The organism is Actinoplanes regularis, assembly GCF_900188005.1.
In the GTDB taxonomy this organism is placed as follows: domain Bacteria; phylum Actinomycetota; class Actinomycetes; order Mycobacteriales; family Micromonosporaceae; genus Actinoplanes; species Actinoplanes regularis.
The window spans coordinates 88281-106126 of the sequence record NZ_FZNR01000006.1 but is presented as its reverse complement, the minus strand read 5'-3'; the positions used below and the strand labels follow the sequence as shown (position 1 = coordinate 106126).

Here is a 17846-nt window from a genome sequence, read left to right as displayed (position 1 = left end):
TCATACCCCGCGCGCATCATCACGGTATGGGAGAAGCAGCCATGCCGATCCGACGCCGGATCGAGTTGTCCATCGCCGAGACCCGCCTGCGTTTCCAGCAACTGGTCCGGCTGACCGGGCTGACCGGCCAGGTCACCATCGTGGTCGACGGTGGCCGCCCGATCGCCGCGATCGTCCCGGCCGCCGACGTCCTCCAGCCCGCCCCGGCCCCGGCCCCGGCCCCGGGCGGCCCGGAGATACGGCCCGCCCCGGAGACGCGCTCCATCCCGGTCCAGGCCGGTCCGGAGAACAGTGCCGGCTGGTTACGCCGCATCGAGAAGGTTCGCGAGGACGTGCGCCGCCAGCACGCCGGCCGGGTCCATGAGCTGTCCCAGGCTCTGGACGAGGCGTGGCGGATGCTGGACACCCTCCGGCCACCCGGCACCGACCGTCAGGTGGACACCCTGCGTGCGGCCCACGCGGACCTGCGCCGCGGCAGGTGATCAATCACCACTGGACCTATCGGGACGGAGGTAAGATCGTCCAATGGCGCGCCAGCTCGACCTGTTCGTACCCGGGATGGTGTTCCTCGACGTCATCTTCACCGGGCTGCGGGACCTGCCGGGCCCCGGCACCGAGGTGCGGGCGTCCGGGATGGGGTCGTGCCCCGGCGGCGTGGCCAACCTGGCCGTGGCGGCCAGCCGGCTCGGGCTGCACACCGGGCTCGGCACGGCGCTGAGCACGGACGCCTACGGCGAATTCTGTCACCAGGTGCTCAGCCGACAGGAGGGAATCGATCTCTCCGCCTCCCGGCGCCTGGACGACTGGCACTCCCCGGTCACCGTCTCGCTGGCGTACGACCGGGACCGCAGCATGATCACGCATGAGCATCCCCTGCCCACCGACGCGGAGGGCCTGGTCAAAGGGTTGCCGGCGGCCCGCGCGGCGGCGGTCAGCCTGGGCGGCTCCGGCACCGGCTGGATGTCCCGGGCCAGCGCCGGCGGCACGCTCATCTTCGCGGACGTCGGGTGGGACGAGACCGACGAGTGGTCCTTCGAGGCGCTGTCGGTGCTGCCCGACTGTCACGCGTTCCTGCCCAACGCGGTCGAGGCGATGCGCTACACCCGCACGAGCACGCCCGGCGCGGCGCTCGACAAGCTGACCGGGCTGGTCCCGATCGTGGTGGTGACCGACGGAAGTGACGGCGCGCTCGCCGCCGACTCGGCCACCGGCGAGGTGGCGACGGTGCCGGGCGTGCCGGTGGAGGCGCTCGACCCGACCGGCGCCGGTGACGTCTTCACCGCCGGCTTCATCGCCGGGACCCTGGGCGGGTGGCCCCTCGCCGACCGGGTGGCCTTCGCGAACCTGGTCGCCGCGCTCTCCGTCCAGCACTTCGGCGGCTCCCTCTCCGCCCCCGGCTGGGGTGACATCGCCGACTGGTGGCAGGCCACGCTCTACGCCGCGCAGCGGCGGCATCCCGAGTCCAGCGAGGGTGAGCTGGCCCGTCGCTACGCCTTCCTTCCCGAGGTGATCCCGCCCGGCCGGCGCAACGCCGTGCACCGGGCCACCGCGACCATCGCCCGCCTCTCCGACGCGCATGCCGACCACTGAACCTCCGCGACGTGACACCCTGGCGGGCTATCTTCTGCTCGCGCCCAGCCTCGTCGGCGTCGGCGGCTTCCTGCTGCTCCCGGTCGTGGCCGTGCTCGGCATCAGCCTCGCCCGGTGGGACCTGGTCAGCCCCGCCCGCTGGACCGGCCTGGACAACTACCGCGCGATCCTCACCGATCCCGCCTTCGGTCGCTCCCTCGCCGTCACCGCCGGCTTCGTTCTGCTGGTCCTCCCGCTGCAGACCGCGCTCGGGCTGCTCGTCGCGCTGCTGCTCGACCGGCGGTTGCCCGGCTCCACCTGGTTCCGCGCGATCCTGGTGCTGCCCTGGATCAGCGCCCCGCTCGCCCTCGGCGTGGTCTGGCGCTGGCTCCTCGACCCCGCCGACGGCGCGGTCGACCAGTTGCTCGGCCACCGCATCGAGTGGCTGACCAGCCCCGTTCTGGCGTTGCCGGCGGTCGCCGCGGTCACCGTCTGGACCAATGTGGGCTACGTCGCGCTCTTCTTTCTCGCCGGGCTGGCCGGCGTCCCGCCGCAGTACTCGGAGGCCGCCCGGATCGACGGGGCCGGGCCGTGGCAGGGCTTCCGGCGGGTCACCCTGCCGCTGCTGCGGCCGACCACGTTCTTCGTCCTGGTGACCGGCGTGATCAGCAGTTTCCAGGTGTTCGACACCGTCTACGCGATGACCCGGGGCGGTCCCGCCGGGCGGACCGAGGTGGTGGCGTACGCGATCTACCGGGAGGCGTTCGTCGACTACCGGATGGGCCGGGCGGCGGCCATGTCGGTGGTTCTGTTCCTGCTGCTGACCGCCGTGACGATCGCTCAGCGGTCGTACTTTCGCGGGCGAACGACGTACGAGGTGGGGTGAGGGATGCGCCGCGCCGTGTTCACCTACCTCGCGCTCGGGGTCGCCGCGGTCCTGATCCTCGCGCCGTACCTGATGAGCGTCCAGACCTCGCTGAAGACGCCCGGGCAGTTCGCGCAGCGGCCGCCGCTGGCCCCGCCCAGGCCGCCGACCGGGGCGAACTACGCGGAGCTGCTGGTCGGCGGGCACAGCCTGATCCCACCGCTGGTGATCACCGTCCAGGTGGTGCTGGTGGTCGTGATCGGACAGCTGACCTCTTCGGTGCTGGCGGCGTACGCGTTCGCGCGGCTCGACTTCCCCGGCCGGGACGCGATCTTCCGGGTCTACCTGGCCACCCTGATGGTGCCGGCGGTGGCGGTCCTGGTGCCGCGGTTCGTGCTGCTCGGCGCGGCCGGCCTGGCCGACACGTTCTGGGGGATCGTGCTGCCGTCGATGTTCGGCTCGCCGTACGCGATCTTCCTGCTCCGCCAGTTCTTCCGCGCCCTGCCGCGGGAACTGCTGGACGCCGCGCGGCTCGACGGCGCCGGCCACCTCCGGGTGCTGCGGCACGTCGTCCTGCCGCTGAGCCGTCCGATCCTGGCCACCCTGCTGATCATCACGGTGGTCACGCACTGGAACGACTTCCTCTGGCCGCTCGTGGTCACCAGCGGCGTGCGCTGGCAGGTGCTCACCGTCGCGGTCGCCGCCCTGCAGAGTCAGTACAACGGCGACTGGACCCTGGTCATGGCCGCCACCACGCTCGCCACCCTGCCGCTGCTCGTGCTCTTCGTGATCTTCCAGAAGCACCTCGTCCGGTCGATCACCGTCACCGGGATGAGGTGACCGCGTGCGACGGCCGGCCCTGCTGCTCGGGGTCCTGCTGGTGGCCGGTTGCTCGATCGCCGGCGGCGACCGGGACGGCCGGACCACGGTCACCTTCCGGCTCTGGGACGACCAGGTGGCCGGGGCGTACCGGCGGTCCTTCGCCACGTTCGAGACGACGCATCCGGATCTCCACGTGGACGTGCAGGTGGTGCCGTGGGCCGACTACTGGACGAAGCTGCCGGCGGACCTCGCCGCCGGCACGTCCGCCGACATCTTCTGGACCAACACCTCCAACTTCGGCCTGTACGCCGACAACAACCGGCTGCTGCCGGTCGACCCCGTGCCGGGATGGACGAAATCGGTCGTCGACCTCTACACCCGGGGCGGCCGGCTGTGGAGCGTGCCCCAACTCTGGGACTCGATCGCGCTCTACTACAACCGGGACCTCGTGACCGCGGCCGGCATCGACCCCGCCGCGCTCGCCTGGGATCCCGCCGGGACCGGGGACACCTTTCGCGCGGCGGCGCGGCGACTCACCACCGACAGCGCGGGCCGGCACGCCGGCGAGGCCGGCTTCGACCCCGAGCGGATCGCGACGTACGGCTTCAACGCCGCCTTCGACTCGCAGGCGATCGTGTGGGACTTCGTCGGGTCGAACGGCGGCACGTGGCAGTCCGGCGACTCGTTCGACTTCGCCGACCGGCCGGAGACCGTGCAGGCCGTGCGGTACCTCGTCGACCTGATCGACGAGGACCACGTGGCGCCGCCGGCCGCGGAGACCAGCACCGACGGTGACAAGACGTTGCGGCTGTTCACCCAGGGCCGGATGGCGCTGTTCCAGTCCGGGTCGTACCACCTGCGGAGCATCCAGGAGGGTGCCGGCTTCAGCTGGGGGATCGCACCGCTGCTGAAGGGCCCGGCCGGGCGGGTCGGCGTGGTGCACGGGGTGGCCGCGGTCGCCTCGGCGAGGACCGCGCACCGGGACGCGACGGTCGAGGTGCTCAAGTGGATCGGCACGGCGGACGGGCAGGAGCCGATCGCGGAGGGCGGCTACGCGTTTCCGGGCGTGACCGCGGTGCAGCCGGCGTTCGTCGACCACTGGCGGCGGCGGGGCGTCGACCTGCGACCGTTTCTCGACTCGGGGTCCGGGACGACGTTCCCGGCGCCGCTCGGGCCGCGGGTCGGGGCCGGTGAGACCGCGTACACGCCGATCCTCCAGGAGGTCTTCCTCGGCCGGATCGGCGTTGCGGAAGGATTGCGACGGGCGCAGGACGCGGGCAACGCGGCGATGGCGGGCTGAGCCGGCCGCCCGGCGACGGGCAGGCCCGGCAGGAAAGGGGATGCGGTGCGTTTGACGATTCTCGGCGGTGGTGGCTTCCGGGTGCCGCTGGTGTACAAGGCGCTGCTCGCCGACCACCGGAACACCGGGATCACCGAGGTCGCCCTGCACGACGTGGACCCGGTGCGGCTGACCGGGATCGGCCGGGTGCTCGCGGCCCTGGCCCGGGACGTGCCGGACGCGCCCGCCGTGGTCACCACCACCGACCTGGACGCGGCGCTGACCGGGGCGGCGTTCGTGTTCTGCGCGATCCGGGCCGGCGGGCTGCGCGGCCGGGTCGTCGACGAGCGCGTCGCGCTGGCGGCGGGGGTGCTCGGGCAGGAGACGGTGGGGGCCGGCGGCATCGCGTACGGCCTGCGGTCCGTGCCGGAGTCGCTGCGCATCGCCGAGCGGGTCGCCCGCCTCGCCCCGGACGCCTGGCTGATCAATTTCACCAACCCGGCGGGCCTGGTCACCGAGGCGATGTCCGGTCGCCTCGGTGACCGGGTGATCGGGATCTGCGATTCACCGGCCGGGCTCGTCGACCGCGTCCTGCGGACGCTGCGGCTGAGCCCTTCGGCGGTACGCCGGATCGACTACGCCGGCCTCAACCACCTCGGCTGGCTCTACGGCGTGCACGACGCCGAGGGGCGGGACCTGCTGCCCGGGCTGCTCGCCGACGCCGAACGGCTGCAGACGATCGAGGAGGGGCGGCTCTTCGGGAACCTTCCGGAGCTGGGCGCCATCCCGAACGAGTACCTGCACTACTACTACGACCCGGCCGGCACGCTGGCCGCCGTCCGTGACGCGCCGCAGACCCGGGGCGCGTTCCTGCGAGAGCAGCAGGAGCGCTGCTATCACGAGATGGCCGCCGGCGATCCCCTCGAGGCGTGGCTGGCCGCCTGGCGGGAGCGGGAGGCGACCTACATGGCCGAGAACCGGGAGCTCGCCGGGGCGGGCGAGCGTGAGCACGACGAGTCACGGCCGGCCGGGTACGAGGGGGTGGCGCTGGCCGTGATGCGGGCGCTGGCCCGCGACGAGCCGGCCACGCTGATCCTCAACGTCCGCAACCGCGGCACCCTGGAGATCCTGGACGACGACGCGGTGGTCGAGGTGCCGTGCACGGTCGGCGCGAAGGGTGCGGTGCCGTTGCCGGTCGCGCCGCTGCCCGGGCACGCGGTCGGTCTGGTGCGTGCGGTCAAGGCCACCGACCGGCTGATCCTGGAGGCGGTCGCCACCGGTTCCCGGGCCGCCGCGGTCCGGGCGATGACGACACATCCGCTGGTGGGGGACCCGGCGCTGGCCGAGCGGCTGGTCGACGCCTATCGGGCCGAGCTTCCCGAGCTCGCCTACCTGTCCTGATCCGTCGTTCTCATCCGTCCCGACCGACGCGGGTGACCAGGGCGTACACCTGGCTGCCGGCGAGGATGCCGACGGCCGTTCGCGTCACGTGTCCGGGAAGTCCGGCGTTCAGCACCTGCCCGACGCCGAGCCAGAGCAGAACGGCGGTCGTCCCGGCGGCGGCACAGGCGAGGCGGCGGTGCCGGTCGAATCCGCTGTACAGCGCGCCGACCGACCAGATGATCACCGTCGGTTCGAGGAGGCTGCCGATCGGGCGGCCGACCGCGCCGATCAGCAGGCAGACGGCCAGGGCGAGTCCCGCGCCGATGGCGGCCCGGCGCAGGGCCACCCATCCGGAGACGGAGGTCGAAGCCGCGACCGCGGCGGTGGAGCGGATCATCCCGGGATGATGGTTCTCATGAATTGCCGGCACATGTCCAGAAGTTGAACATTGCGTCCCGGTGCGGCGGCGATGATCAGCGGCCGGCCGTCGAGGTCGTCCGGAGCCGGGGATTCCACCGTGGAGCCGGATCGGGTCCCGGCGCGGGGTCCTGCCGGCCGAACGTGTCTGGCGCACCGGGATACCGCCGAGTAACCTGCGGGAATCCTGTTGGTCGTCGATGGGTGCAGGGGGTGTGTGGGTGCCGCACGTCGAGGTCTCCGCCGGAACCGTTCTCGCCGTCCTCGGCCTGGTCGTGCTGATCGTGCAGCCAGGCGCGATCCCGTTCACCTACGCGGTCGCGACCCGCTACACCCGGCGCGGCGGCAAGCGCCCGGCCCTCACCGCTGTCGGCGCCTACCTGCTCGGCTTCGTCTTCACCCTGATCGTCGTCGCGGTCTTCGCCTGCTCGGACTTTCCGCTCTTCGCGGCGCTGCTCTTCGGGTGGGGGACGATCTGGCTCTTCGCGATCCTGATCCTGAGGGATCCGGAGGTGCGGCCCAGCGGGGCGCACCTCCGGAGCTAGCTCAGACCGTGGCGGGCTCGGCGGCCGGCCGCCGCGGCGGGATCGAGTGGTCCGCCGCCAGCATCGGCTTGCGGTTCGGGAACGACAGCCGGATCACCTTCCACCAGGCCGAGGCGACCTGCTTCGGCATCGGGCCGGTGACGTACGGCAGGTCGTACTTCTCGAACAGCGCCCGGACCTTGACCGCGACCTCGGCATAGCGGCTGCTCGGCAGGTCGGGGAAGAGGTGGTGCTCGATCTGGTGGGACAGGTTGCCGGTCATGATGTGCAGGAGCCTGCCGCCGGAGATGTTGGCCGAGCCGAGCATCTGCCGCAGGTACCACTCGCCGCGGGTCTCGCCCTTGATCGAGGTCCGCTCGAAGGTGGAGACGCCGTTCGGGAAGTGACCGCACATGATCACCGAATGGCTCCACAGGTTGCGGATCAGGTTCGCGGTGAAGTTCGCGGCGATGGTGTGCAGGAACGACGGGCCGGAGAGCGCCGGGTGGAGGATGTAGTCCTTCAGCATCTGCCGGCGGATCTTGCGGCCGACCGCCCGGACATTCGCCCGGAACTCCGGGTTGTTGCGCCGCTTCTTGCTCCCGAGGTTCCTGCCAAGCTCCAGGTCGTAGGCCGCGATCCCGTACTCGAAGAAGCACGCGTTGATGAAGTTCCACAGCGGCTGGGCCAGGAAGAACGGGTGCCAGCGCTGGTTCTCGTCGACCCGCATGATGCCGTAACCGAGGTCGTTGTCCTTGCCGACCACGTTGGTGTACTTGTGGTGGACCTCGTTGTGCGAGTGCTTCCACTGGTCGGCCGGGGTGGCGTGGTCCCACTCCCAGGTGGTCGAGTGGATCTTCGGGTCGCGCATGAAGTCGTACTGGGCGTGCAGGATGTTGTGGCCGATCTCCATGTTCTCCAGGATCTTCGCCACCGAGAGACCGGCGGTGCCGATCAGCCAGGCCGGTGGGAAGAGCGAGAACAGCAGCACGGCGCGGCTGCCTATCTCCAGGCTCCGCTGAACCTTGATCACCTTGCGGATGTAGGCGGCGTCGCGTTCCCCCCGGACGGCGAGCACCTCGTCCCGGATCGCGTCCAGCTCCCGGCCGATCGCCTCGATGTCCTCGGCGCTCAGGTGCGCGATCGGGTTGTTCTCCTGGCGTTGCAGCGTCGTCACGAGTTCCTCGTTCTCTCTCTGCGGGGGGCTTTCAGGCGTCCAGGTGGCACGGCCCGGCGGCGGCCGAGATGCACGTCTGGACGAGGATGTTGTCGCCTTCCACGGCGGTGGTGACGGTGCCGTCGCGCATGTCGCGGACGATGCCCTCGCGCAGCGGCAGCACGCACGAGTGGCAGATCCCCATCCGGCAACCGGAGGGCATCAGCTGCCCGGCGGCCTCACCGGCGTCCAGGATCGAGACGCCGGCCGGCGCCTCGACGGTGGCGCCGGAACGTTCGAAGGTCACCGTGCCGCCCTCACCCGCGATCAGCACGGTGGGCCGGAAACGCTCGATGTGCAGTCGTTCGCCGGCGCCCGCCTCGGACCAGTGGTCGGTCATCGCGTCGAGCAGCTCGCCGGGCCCGCAGGCCCAGGTCTCCCGCTCGAACAGGTCGGGGACCAGCTCGTCCAGGTCGGCGGGCTTGAGCCGGCCGTCGACGCCGGTGTGCCGTTCGATCAGGGTGATCTTCCCGAGCGCGGCGAGCTCCCGCAGGTCGGCGCCGAAGACCACGTCCTCGGGGGTCCGGGCGCAGTGCACCACGACGGCGTCGGACAGCTCGTCGACGGCGCTGCGCAGGATGCCCATCACCGGCGTGATCCCGCTGCCGGCGGTGACGAACAGGCTCTTCGCCGGCCGCTGCCGCGGCAGGACGAAATCGCCGGCCGGGAGGTCCAGATGCACGATCATGCCGCGACGGGCGTTCTTGTGCAGGTACGCGCTGACCACCCCGTCGCGTACGACGTTGACGGTCACACTGATCCGTCCGGACGGGTGCCCGGCCGCGCTGCTCACCGAGTAGGCGCGCCACAGCCGGACGCCGTCGACATCGACGCCGAGCCGGACGTACTGACCGGGCTGGTGCGGCCGCCAGCCGCGACCGGGCCGCAGCTCCAGGGTGACCGAGTTCGCAGTCTCCGGCCGGACCGCTTCGATTCGGGCGCGCAGGACGTTCGGATTGCGCAGGGGAGCGATGACGTCGAGGTAGTCGGTCGGCACCACCGGAGTGGTGATCAACTCGACGACACGCCACGCTCCGTTGCGCAATCTCTGTGTAACAGGCACCTGACCAAGCCTGGTAGGTCTGGCGGACGAAAGCATGACCAGGGGAAGTGAATCCGAGACGGCATAATTGTTCGACGGGGACAAGGGCCGGACCGAAGCAAGGGAGTCTGTGTGATCGAGCCGCTGCGTGACGTACGGTCCTACCGCCTGCCCGCGGAGGTCGTCGACCCGCTCCGGATCGGCCTGCCCGAGGTGGCCGTGCAGACCATCGCCGCGATCACGATGGAGGTGCCGGCGTACGCCGAGCCGTTCGCCGGGGAGCTGGGGCACAAGATCGAGATGGCGGTGCGGGCCGCCCTCGGCACCTTCCTCAACCTGGTCTCCCGGCCCGGCAGCGACCCGGGCACGCCGCTGGACTCGGCGCTCGAGGCGGCGTACGCGCTGGGCCGCGGCGAGGCGCGCTCCGGCCGCAGCCTGGACGCGCTGCTCGCGGCGTACCGGGTGGGCGCCCGGGTGGCGTGGCGGGAACTCGGCGGGATCAGCGTGGGGGCGGGGCAACCGGCCGGGACCATCGCCGACTTCGCCGAGCTGGTCTTCGCGTACATCGACGAGCTCTCCGCGGCCAGCGTCGCCGGGCACGCCGACGAGCTGGCCACCTCCGGCCGGATCCGGATCCGCCACCTGCAGCAGCTCGCCCAGGCCCTGACCGCCGGGGAGCCGGCGCACGTGTTGCAGGCGGCCGCCGAGCGGGCCGAGTGGACGCCGCCGCAGACGCTCACCGCGATCCTGCTGCCGGAGCGGTCGTCCCGGTCGCTGATAGACCTGCTCGACCCGCGCACCCTGTCGCTGGCCGGAGCGCTGCCGGACCTGCCCGGGACGGCGGTGCTGCTGGTGCCGGACCCGCAGGGCACCTCCCGCTCGCACCTGACCCGGCTGCTGAGCGGGCACAACGCGGTGCTCGGCCCGGCCCGGCCGTGGCTGCGGGCGCAGTGCTCGGTGGAGCGCGCGGTCCGGGTCCACCAGCTGTACACCCCGGCCCAGGGCGCGGTCGTCGACACCGAGGACCACCTCGCCGAACTGGTCGTCTCGGCCGATCGCGGCGCGCTCGCGGACCTGCGGGACCTGGCGCTGGCGCCGCTCGCCGGGGAGCGCGGGGCGGCGGCGGCCCGCCTTCTCGAGACGCTGCGCAGCTGGTTGCTGCACCACGGGCGGCGCGAGGACGTGGCGGCGGAGCTGTTCGTGCACCCGCAGACGGTGCGCTACCGGATGGCCCGGCTCCGGGAGCTGTACGGGGAGCGGCTGAAGGATCCGCAGTGGGTGCTGGCGCTGACGATCGCCCTGGCGGTGCCGGTCGCCGAGGCGTAGACCAAAGTCAGGTGTCCCCGACTTTCGACGGGTGGCCCACGGGTGCCCCCGGGCCTAGCGTCATGGGCATGGTCAGGGACACCACCGAGCTGGGCTTCTCCGCACCGGACCGCGTGCTGGTCACGTGCGGTCCGGCGGTGTGCGGGCTGCTGCTGACCGCGGCTCTGCCGGCCGCCGCGCGATGGCTGCTCGACCTGCACATCGGGCTCCCGTTCGGGCCGGTCTTCCGGGTGCTCAGCCGGATCGACTCGCCGTGGGAGCTGGCCATCCAGGCGGCGATACTGGTCGTCGTGGGGCTGTGCGTCACCGCGTCGCTGTATGAGCACCTGACCCCGGTCACGGTGGGCCCCGATCAGCTGCGGGCCGGGCCCGTGCGGCTCGCCCGTGCCGAGGTCGCGGCCGTCTATCTGGACGGGGACACCCTGGTCGTGCTCGACCGGGAGTCCCGGCAGGCGGTGCGCTGCATCCCGCGGGCGAGGCGCCGGCTCGTGGCCGGCACGTTCCATGAGCTCGGCTATCCGTGGCAGGACACGGATCCCTTCGCCCACCTCTATCAGCCGTGGCCGGCGGCGAGCGGGGTCCTGCCCGACGCGGCCGACGCGGTGCTCTCCGCCCGCGCCGTCGCGCTGCGCAAGAAGGCGGCGCGCGAGGCCACCGAGTTGCGCGCGACCCTGGAGAAACTGGGCTATTCGGTCCGGGACGACCGTGATCGGCAGCTCTGGCGACCGCTGGTCCGCTCATGACCGGCCCGGTTGCCGGTGATCGTCCGGGGCGGTGGGAGGAGCGGGTCACGGCCGCGCTCGGCGCTCGCGCCTTCGACCTGACGGCGATCGCGGCGTCCGGGTTCGGTGCGCTGCTGCTCGCGGCGGAGGCCGAGGCCAGCGGCCGGATCAGCGGCGACGCGACGTTCGGCAGCCTCCTGCTGGCCGGGGCGGCGTCGCTCGCGCTCTGGTGGCGGCGCGCTCATCCGGTCGCGGTGGCCGTCCTGCTGGTGCCGGTCGCGGTGGTGACCGACTTCGCCAGCGTCGCCGTGCTGATCGCGCTCTACACGTTGATCACCCGGCGGCGCGGCCGGGTGATCCCGGTCGTGCTCGTGCTGCATCTGCTGGCCGGCGTCGCGTACAGCCTGATCCGGCCCGATCCGGACCTTTCCGCGGCGCTGGAGCTCGTCCTCTCCGCCGCGATTCTCACCGCGACCGTCGCCGTCGCGGTCGCCATGCGGGCCCGCCGGGACCTGGTCGAGGTGCTGCGCGAGCGTGCGGCCCGAGCCGAGGAGGAAGCCCGGATCCGCGCGGAGCGCCTGCGCGCGGAGGAACGGGAGCGGATCGCGCGGGAGATGCACGATGCCCTCGCGCACCGCATCTCCCTGGTCAGCCTGCACGCGGGTGCGCTGGTGATCCGTCCTGACCTGACCCCGGAGGAGGTCGACAAGGCGGCCCGGACCATCCGGGACAGCGCCCATCAGGCTTTGGAAGACCTCCGTGAGATTCTCGGCGTGCTGCGCGCCGGGCCCCGGGACCCGGGCGACAGGCTGCGCCCGCAGCCCGACCTCGAGCACGTCGGCGACCTGATCGCCGACGCGCGCGCCGCGGGCGTACCGGTGGAGTTCACCGACGACGCCGGCGGCGTCCCACCCGGCGCGGCCGTCGGCCGCACCGTCTACCGCCTGGTCCAGGAGGGCCTCACCAACGCCGGAAAACACGCTTGCGGTACGACGGTCCGCGTCACCCTCTCCCGTCTCGACACCGGCACGCTGCACGTCCTGGTCACGAACCCGCTGCCCGAGCAGCCCGCCCCCGTCGCGGCACCGCCCGGTGCCGGCGCGGGGCTGGTCGGTCTCGGTGAACGGGTCGACCTGGTGGGTGGCCGGTTCCAGCACGGCATTCACCGTGCCGAGGACGGGGTGCTGACCTTCCGCCTGGAGGCGTGGCTCCCGTGGGCGTCGTGATCCGGGTGAGCGCACGGCGGTCGCTCGCCGGCCCGAGCGGGCGGTTACCGTGGGCGTCGTGATCCGGGTACTGGTCGTGGACGACGATCCGCTGGTCCGGGTGGGGCTCTCCCTGGTGCTGGGGGCGGGGAGGGACCTGCAGATCGTCGGTGAGGCCGGTGACGGTGCCGAAGCGGTCGAGCTGACCCGGCGGCTGCGGCCCGACGTGGTGCTGATGGACATCCGGATGCCGCGGATGGACGGCCTGAGCGCCACCCGGGAGATCCGGCGCGAGGGCGCGGAGCCCGCGGTGATCGTGCTGACCACCTTCGACACCGACGAGCATCTGCTCGGCGCGCTCCGGCTCGGCGCCAACGGGTTCCTGCTCAAGGACATCGCACCGGAGGCGATCCTGGACGCGGTGCGGCGCGCGGCGGCCGGCGAGTCGATCCTCGCGCCGTCGGTGGTGCCGCGGCTGATCGGCTACGCGGTCGGCCGGGAAGCGGCGGATGACGGCAGCACCGGCCGTGACGGGCGGGGTCGCGGGGTGGATGCTCCGCCGCGTGCCGACAGCGCGGCGGTGCGGGCCCGGGCCGCCCTCGAACGGCTCAGCGAGCGGGAGCGCGAGGTCGCCGAGGCGGTGGCGACCGGCGGTTCCAACGCCGAGATCAGCGCCCAGCTGCACATGAGCGTGCCGACCGTGAAGTCCTACGTGTCCCGGCTGCTGGAGAAGCTGGGCTGCGCCAACCGGGTGCAGGTCGCGATCCTGGTGCACGAGTCTCGTTGGTGACACCTGGCGGCGTGGACGACCGGGTGGCACGAAGGCGTGACGTAACGTCGCCGGATCATTCCTAGAGTCCTCTGCAGACGGACCGCCACGGACGGCCGCGACTGAACCCACGGGGACCAGCCATCATGCGTACCAAGATTGTCGTTTTTGCCGGCGCGGCCGCGATCGCCCTGCTCACCGCCGGTTGCACCGACAAGCCCACCCCGGCCACGGCGCCCTCCGCCCCGGTCCCGGTCGCCACCTCAGCCGCCCCGGCGCCGGTCGAGTCGGCCTCGACGCCGGCCGCCGCGCCGACCACCGTGAAGCCGGTGGCGACCCCGGTCAAGACGGCGAAGCCCGCCCCGGAGATCGACGGCGACGACTGGATCCCCGCCCTCGCGCCCTGCCGGAGCAAGGAACAGAAGGTCGAGGTCGAGAAGATCGTGACCGGCGACCTCACCGGCGACGGGGTCGATGACGTCGTGGTGTCGCGCTCCTGCACCGCGATCACCTCGTACTACCCGAGCACGGTGGAGATCTTCGACGGCGCCGCCGGCAGCAGGCACCCGAAGCGGATCGCGACCCTGCTCGGGGGCGACCTCGACATGCCGTCGGTCCGGTCCGTGCGGCTCAGCGGCCGGACGCTCACGATCACGGCGCACGGTGTCGGCAAGAAGGCCCCGACGGCCTGCCCGAACCTGAAGCTGACCTACGACTACAAGTACAGCGGTGGGAAGGTCACCCTGACCAACCGCAAGGCGGTCACGGTCACGTCCGGTGACTGCCTGCCGGTCAACCGCTGAGAAACGTGACGTGCTCTCCGGTCACGTCCGCCGGCTGTCCTGTCGATCCGCCGCCGCGAAACGTGGCGCGCCCTCCGTCGCGGTTGCGATGACGGAGGGCGCGCTGGTGGGTCGGGTCAGGCCAGGACCGAGCTGACGGTCTCGGTGGGGAGCCCGAGGGCTTTCCCGACCAGGTCGTTGGTGAGGGCACCGGCGTGGACGTTCAGGCCGGCGGCGAGTGCCGGGTCGGCCCGCAGGGCGTCCTTCCAGCCCAGGTCGGCGAGGCGCAGGACGTACGGCAGGGTGGCGTTGGTCAGCGCGTACGTCGAGGTGTTCGGCACCGCGCCGGGCATGTTCGCCACGCAGTAGAAGACCGACCCGTGCACCTGGTAGACCGGGTCCTGGTGGGTCGTCGCGCGCGAGTCCTCGAAGCAACCGCCCTGGTCGATCGCGATGTCGACGAGCACCGAGCCGGGCTTCATCCGCTTGACGAGGTCGTTGCTGACCAGGGTCGGCGCCTTCGCGCCGGGCACCAGCACCGCGCCGATCACCATGTCGGCCTCGAGGACGGACTGCTCGATCGCGTACGTGCTGGAGACCAGGGTCTTGAGCCGGCCGCCGAACTGGGCGTCGAGCTGCCGCAGCCGGGGGATGCTCAGGTCCAGCACGGTCACCTCGGCGCCGAGGCCGAGCGCGATGGTGGCGGCGTTCGCACCGGAGACGCCACCGCCGATCACGGTGATCTTGGCGGGCGCGACACCGGGCACGCCGCCCGGCAGGACGCCGCGGCCGCCGCTGTTGCGCATCAGGCTGTACGCGCCGACCTGCGGGGCGAGCCGGCCGGCCACCTCCGACATCGGGGCGAGCAGCGGCAGGGAGCCGTCGGCGAGCTGGACGGTCTCGTAGGCGATCGCGGTCGTACCGCTGTTCAGCAGCGCCTTGGTGCCCTCGGCGTCGGCGGCGAGGTGCAGGTAGGTGAAGACGACCTGGCCGGCGCGGAGCCGGTGGTACTCCTCGGCGATCGGCTCCTTCACCTTGAGGATCATGTCGGCGGTGTCCCAGACGGCGTCGGCGTCGGGCAGGATCCGGGCACCGGCCGCCACGTAGTCGTCGTCGCTGATCCCCGAGCCCGCCCCGGCGCCGGCCTGCACGACGACGTCGTGCCCATGGCGTACGGCCTCCACGACGCCCGCGGGTGTCACCGCCACCCGGTACTCGTGGTTCTTGACCTCTTTGGGCACGCCGATGTGCATGGGGATGTCCTTTCGCCCGGCGCCGATTGTGACGTCCGTTGCGGTTAGAGTGAAACGATGTGCAGTGACCCGGCAAGCGGAGCGAACAAGATTCTGCTCGTGGTGTCGGCGCCACATTTCCTTCGATTCGATCGCGTCTCATGACGGATCTACCGAAGGATGTTCGAGGCCTGGATCACATCGATCTGGAGCTGCTGAGCCTGCTGCGCGCCGACGGCCGGATGCCGAACAATGCCCTGGCCGAGCAGGTCGGCATCGCCCCTTCGACCTGTCTGACCCGGATTCGCCGTCTTCGCGAGCTCGGGGCGATCCGGGGCTTTCATGCCGATGTCGACCCGGCCTGGATCGGCCGTCCGATCCAGGCGATGATCGCGGTCCGGATCCGGTCCGATGCCCGCGACGCGATCGGCAAGTTCGCCGAATCCCTCGCCGGCATCCCGGCGGTCCGGGACGTCTATTTCATCTCCGGCAATTATGACTTTCTGCTGCATGTCGCGGCCGCGGATGTCGACGATCTGCGCTCGGTGATCACCGAGCGGTTGAGCGGCACCCGCCTGATCGCGGGCACGGAGACATACCTGATCTTCGAACACCGCAGGGGAAGCTGAACGGCGTGCCGGAGTGGCAGAGCACCCGCAGGTGCAGCTGGAACGGCGTGCCGGGGATGGCAGGGCACCGCAGGGGCTGCTAGAACGGCGGGCCAGGGATGGCAGGGCACCGCCAGGGCGGCTGAACAGCGGGCCGGGCATGCGGGGCAGCGCCGGGCAACCGGGCCGAGCCCGGGGTCGGCTGAACAGCGGGCCGGGCATGCGGGGCAGCGCCGGGCAACCGGGCCGAGCCCGGGGTCGGCTGAACGGTAGGCCGGGCATGCGGGGCAGCGCCGGGGCAACCAGCCCGCGCCGGGGTCGGCTGAACGGTAGGCCGGGCATGGCGGGCCAGCGCCGGGGCAACCGGCCCGCGCCGAGGGCGGCTGAACGGTAGGCCGGGGTTAGCGGGCAGCGTCGGGGAGGCTGAATGACAGGCCGGCCCGTGGGCTGTCCCGGGGCGGGAGGACAGCGCCGCGGGCCGGTGGCCGCGTCAGCGGGCCAGACGGTCGCTGACCATGTGGATGGCGAAGAGGTGGAAGCCGATCACCACCGGGAAGGTGACCGGGACGGCCAGGGCCAGGAAGAACGCGATCAGGCCGAGCCCCGCCAGCGCGGTGGCGCATTTCGGGCGGTTCCCGGCCCACCGGGCGGCGGTGAGCCAGGGGAGATCCGGGTCCCGGCCGAGGGCGACCAGGACCAGGGCCGCCACGCCGGCGAGCCAGATCGTCGCGAGGGCGGTGACCGCCAGCAGGACCGGGCCCCCGGGGACCGAGCCGCCGCGGACAGCGACCAGGTCGATCACGAGCACGACCGCGGCGAGCAGTCCCGGGAGGCCGGGCAGGATGCTCCGGCGGTACTGGCGCAGCAGCGGACGCCAGGGCGGCAGGCGTCCGTCCGAGTATCGGCCGTGGACCGCCGCGGAGCCGGTGGCCAGCGCGGCCGGCGCGGTGACCAGCGGCAGGGCGAGAACGGTCACCGCGAGGCCGATCAGGGCCAGGTCGGTGGCGAGGGTCAGCCGCTCCCGCCAGTCCGGCCGTGCCGGTGGCGGCTCCTCCGCGGGCCAGTCCGGTCCTGCCGTCGTTGGCGTCTCCGTGGGCCGGTCCGGTCCTGCCGTCGTTGGCGTCTCCGTGGGCCGGTCCGGTCCTGCCGTCGTTGGCGTCTCCGTGGGCCGGTCCGGCGGGGCCTGCGCCGTACCGGAAAGGGCAGGAGGGAGCGGATGCTCGCGATGGGGGATGGTCATCCCTTAAGGCCCGTCGTGTTGATGCCCTCGACCAGCAGCCGCTGGAAGGCGACGAAGAACAGGAAGACCGGCGCCAGCGACAGCACCGACATCGCGAACATCGGACCCACCGAGGACTGCCCGGTCGAGTCGATGAAGAGTGTCAGCGCCACCGGGGCGGTGTATTTCTCCAGGTCGGAGAGGTACACCAGTTGGCGGAAGAAGTCGTTCCAGGTCCAGATGAAGGAGAAGATCGCGGTCGAGACCAGGGCCGGCCGCGACAGCGGCAGGATCACGTGCCGGAAGGCCGAGTAGGCGCTGCAGCCGTCGATCTTCGCGGCGTCGTCGAGCTCCCGGGGGATGCCGCGCATGAACTGGACCATCAGGAAGACGAAGAACGCGTCGGTGGCCAGCAGGTGCGGCACGATGAGCGGGAGGTACGGCCACGGCCCGCCGACCCAGCCGAACGAGCGGAACATCACGAACTGCGGCACGATCAGTACGTGGCTGGGGAGCAGCAGCGTCCCGATCATGATGGCGAACCAGAAGCCGCGCAGCCGGAACCGCAGGCGGGCGAAGGCGTACGCGGCGAGCAGGCAGGACGTGCAGTTCGCCACCACGGTGAGGCTCGCGACCATGGCGCTGTTCAGGAAGAACCGCCCGAACGCGACGTCGAAGTGCGTCCAGCCGTCCGGATAGTTCTCCGGCGTCCAGGTGTCGGGCAGCACCGACACGTTGTTGAGGATCTCCTCGGGCGCCTTGAACGAGCTGCCCACCATCCACACCAGCGGATAGAGCACGATCGCGGTGAGCACCAGCAGGAGAACGGCGCGTGGGGTGATGAACGGCCTGCGGCCGGCGGTCAT

General features: G+C 71.9%; 19 protein-coding genes. 13 read left to right on the top strand and 6 right to left on the bottom strand.

All coding sequences use genetic code 11. The features are described from left to right. The first annotated feature begins 41 nt into the window (after nt 1–41). From CHC09_RS18120 to CHC09_RS18095, 6 genes are read left to right on the top strand one after another with little or no spacing between them, the layout of a single operon-like run. Nucleotides 42–482, top strand: coding sequence for a hypothetical protein (locus CHC09_RS18120; RefSeq protein ID WP_239138441.1), 441 nt, complete (start codon nt 42–44; stop codon nt 480–482). A gap of 43 nt (nt 483–525) precedes the next feature. Continuing rightward, nucleotides 526–1590, top strand: coding sequence for a PfkB family carbohydrate kinase (locus tag CHC09_RS18115; RefSeq protein WP_089294309.1), 1065 nt, complete (start codon nt 526–528; stop codon nt 1588–1590). Next, nucleotides 1577–2455 carry a carbohydrate ABC transporter permease gene (locus tag CHC09_RS18110; RefSeq protein WP_089294308.1) on the top strand — a complete coding sequence of 293 codons (879 nt, stop codon included), beginning with the start codon at nt 1577–1579 and terminating at the stop codon, nt 2453–2455. The genes CHC09_RS18115 and CHC09_RS18110 overlap by 14 nt, the downstream gene beginning before the upstream one ends. A gap of 3 nt (nt 2456–2458) precedes the next feature. Continuing rightward, nucleotides 2459–3274: a carbohydrate ABC transporter permease gene (locus CHC09_RS18105; protein ID WP_089294307.1), complete on the top strand. Its 816-nt coding sequence runs from the start codon at nt 2459–2461 to the stop codon at nt 3272–3274. A gap of 4 nt (nt 3275–3278) precedes the next feature. After that, nucleotides 3279–4556 carry an ABC transporter substrate-binding protein gene (locus CHC09_RS18100; RefSeq protein WP_089294306.1) on the top strand — a complete coding sequence of 426 codons (1278 nt, stop codon included), beginning with the start codon at nt 3279–3281 and terminating at the stop codon, nt 4554–4556. Between the two features lie 45 nt (nt 4557–4601). After that, nucleotides 4602–5936, top strand: a complete 1335-nt coding sequence (locus tag CHC09_RS18095) for a family 4 glycosyl hydrolase (protein WP_089294305.1) — start codon at nt 4602–4604, stop codon at nt 5934–5936. Between the two features lie 10 nt (nt 5937–5946). Here CHC09_RS18095 and CHC09_RS18090 read toward each other — a convergent pair whose 3' ends face one another. Then, entirely contained in the window at nt 5947–6315 is a 369-nt protein-coding gene (locus tag CHC09_RS18090; protein WP_089294304.1) for a hypothetical protein, read from the bottom strand. Between the two features lie 241 nt (nt 6316–6556). On the opposite strand from CHC09_RS18090, the gene CHC09_RS18085 reads away from it, so the two are divergent. Beyond that, entirely contained in the window at nt 6557–6880 is a 324-nt protein-coding gene (locus CHC09_RS18085; protein ID WP_143232405.1) for a hypothetical protein, read from the top strand. A gap of 1 nt (nt 6881) precedes the next feature. Here the strand turns inward: CHC09_RS18085 and CHC09_RS18080 are convergent, their stop codons facing one another. Further along, nucleotides 6882–8027 (bottom strand): fatty acid desaturase family protein, encoded by a 1146-nt coding sequence (locus tag CHC09_RS18080; protein ID WP_089294576.1) that lies wholly within the window; start codon nt 8025–8027, stop codon nt 6882–6884. A 40-nt stretch (nt 8028–8067) separates the two neighbouring features. After that, nucleotides 8068–9174 carry a ferredoxin reductase gene (locus CHC09_RS18075; protein WP_089294302.1) on the bottom strand — a complete coding sequence of 369 codons (1107 nt, stop codon included), beginning with the start codon at nt 9172–9174 and terminating at the stop codon, nt 8068–8070. Between the two features lie 75 nt (nt 9175–9249). Here CHC09_RS18075 and CHC09_RS18070 point away from each other — a divergent pair, with 75 nt between their 5' ends. The 5 genes from CHC09_RS18070 to CHC09_RS18050 all read left to right on the top strand — a co-directional run bounded on the left by CHC09_RS18070 (nt 9250) and on the right by CHC09_RS18050 (nt 13942). After that, nucleotides 9250–10443 (top strand): PucR-like N-terminal domain-containing protein, encoded by a 1194-nt coding sequence (locus CHC09_RS18070; RefSeq protein WP_089294301.1) that lies wholly within the window; start codon nt 9250–9252, stop codon nt 10441–10443. 68 nt (nt 10444–10511) lie between these two features. After that, on the top strand, nt 10512–11186 hold the full coding sequence (locus CHC09_RS18065; protein ID WP_143232404.1) for a YqeB family protein: 675 nt from the start codon (nt 10512–10514) through the stop codon (nt 11184–11186). Further along, a complete protein-coding gene (locus CHC09_RS18060; protein ID WP_089294299.1) occupies nt 11183–12391 on the top strand; it encodes a sensor histidine kinase in 1209 nt (402 codons plus the stop codon). Before CHC09_RS18065 ends, CHC09_RS18060 begins: the two co-directional genes overlap by 4 nt. A 49-nt stretch (nt 12392–12440) precedes the next feature. Then, a complete protein-coding gene (locus tag CHC09_RS18055; protein ID WP_089294298.1) occupies nt 12441–13160 on the top strand; it encodes a response regulator in 720 nt (239 codons plus the stop codon). A gap of 125 nt (nt 13161–13285) precedes the next feature. Then, complete coding sequence (locus tag CHC09_RS18050) at nt 13286–13942, top strand: hypothetical protein (RefSeq protein WP_179277164.1); 657 nt, start codon at nt 13286–13288, stop codon at nt 13940–13942. Nucleotides 13943–14058: 116 nt separating this feature from the next. Here CHC09_RS18050 and ald read toward each other — a convergent pair whose 3' ends face one another. Next, the gene (ald, locus tag CHC09_RS18045; RefSeq protein ID WP_089294296.1) at nt 14059–15174 is read right to left on the bottom strand and encodes an alanine dehydrogenase; all 1116 of its coding nucleotides are present in this window, start codon (nt 15172–15174) and stop codon (nt 14059–14061) included. A gap of 140 nt (nt 15175–15314) precedes the next feature. Here ald and CHC09_RS18040 point away from each other — a divergent pair, with 140 nt between their 5' ends. Further along, nucleotides 15315–15782: an Lrp/AsnC family transcriptional regulator gene (locus CHC09_RS18040; protein ID WP_089294295.1), complete on the top strand. Its 468-nt coding sequence runs from the start codon at nt 15315–15317 to the stop codon at nt 15780–15782. A 469-nt stretch (nt 15783–16251) separates the two neighbouring features. Here the strand turns inward: CHC09_RS18040 and CHC09_RS18035 are convergent, their stop codons facing one another. Together CHC09_RS18035 and CHC09_RS18030 are read right to left on the bottom strand one after the other, a co-directional pair. After that, nucleotides 16252–17001, bottom strand: coding sequence for a hypothetical protein (locus CHC09_RS18035; protein WP_089294294.1), 750 nt, complete (start codon nt 16999–17001; stop codon nt 16252–16254). After that, nucleotides 16998–17846, bottom strand: a complete 849-nt coding sequence (locus CHC09_RS18030) for a carbohydrate ABC transporter permease (protein ID WP_179277180.1) — start codon at nt 17844–17846, stop codon at nt 16998–17000. The genes CHC09_RS18035 and CHC09_RS18030 overlap by 4 nt, the downstream gene beginning before the upstream one ends.

What these genes read in the sequence shown, in the direction of transcription:
- CHC09_RS18120 (WP_239138441.1), top strand. Translation starts at nt 42, where the DNA reads ATGCCGATCCGACGCCGGATCGAGTTGTCCATCGCCGAGACCCGCCTG.
- CHC09_RS18115 (WP_089294309.1), top strand. Translation starts at nt 526, where the DNA reads ATGGCGCGCCAGCTCGACCTGTTCGTACCCGGGATGGTGTTCCTCGAC.
- CHC09_RS18110 (WP_089294308.1), top strand. Translation starts at nt 1,577, where the DNA reads ATGCCGACCACTGAACCTCCGCGACGTGACACCCTGGCGGGCTATCTT.
- CHC09_RS18105 (WP_089294307.1), top strand. Translation starts at nt 2,459, where the DNA reads ATGCGCCGCGCCGTGTTCACCTACCTCGCGCTCGGGGTCGCCGCGGTC.
- CHC09_RS18090 (WP_089294304.1), bottom strand. Translation starts at nt 6,315, where the DNA reads ATGATCCGCTCCACCGCCGCGGTCGCGGCTTCGACCTCCGTCTCCGGA.
- CHC09_RS18075 (WP_089294302.1), bottom strand. Translation starts at nt 9,174, where the DNA reads ATGCTTTCGTCCGCCAGACCTACCAGGCTTGGTCAGGTGCCTGTTACA.
- CHC09_RS18065 (WP_143232404.1), top strand. Translation starts at nt 10,512, where the DNA reads ATGGTCAGGGACACCACCGAGCTGGGCTTCTCCGCACCGGACCGCGTG.
- CHC09_RS18060 (WP_089294299.1), top strand. Translation starts at nt 11,183, where the DNA reads ATGACCGGCCCGGTTGCCGGTGATCGTCCGGGGCGGTGGGAGGAGCGG.
- CHC09_RS18050 (WP_179277164.1), top strand. Translation starts at nt 13,286, where the DNA reads ATGCGTACCAAGATTGTCGTTTTTGCCGGCGCGGCCGCGATCGCCCTG.
- ald (WP_089294296.1), bottom strand. Translation starts at nt 15,174, where the DNA reads ATGCACATCGGCGTGCCCAAAGAGGTCAAGAACCACGAGTACCGGGTG.
- CHC09_RS18040 (WP_089294295.1), top strand. Translation starts at nt 15,315, where the DNA reads ATGACGGATCTACCGAAGGATGTTCGAGGCCTGGATCACATCGATCTG.
- CHC09_RS18035 (WP_089294294.1), bottom strand. Translation starts at nt 17,001, where the DNA reads ATGACCATCCCCCATCGCGAGCATCCGCTCCCTCCTGCCCTTTCCGGT.
- CHC09_RS18030 (WP_179277180.1), bottom strand. Translation starts at nt 17,846, where the DNA reads ATGACCGCCGGCCGCAGGCCGTTCATCACCCCACGCGCCGTTCTCCTG.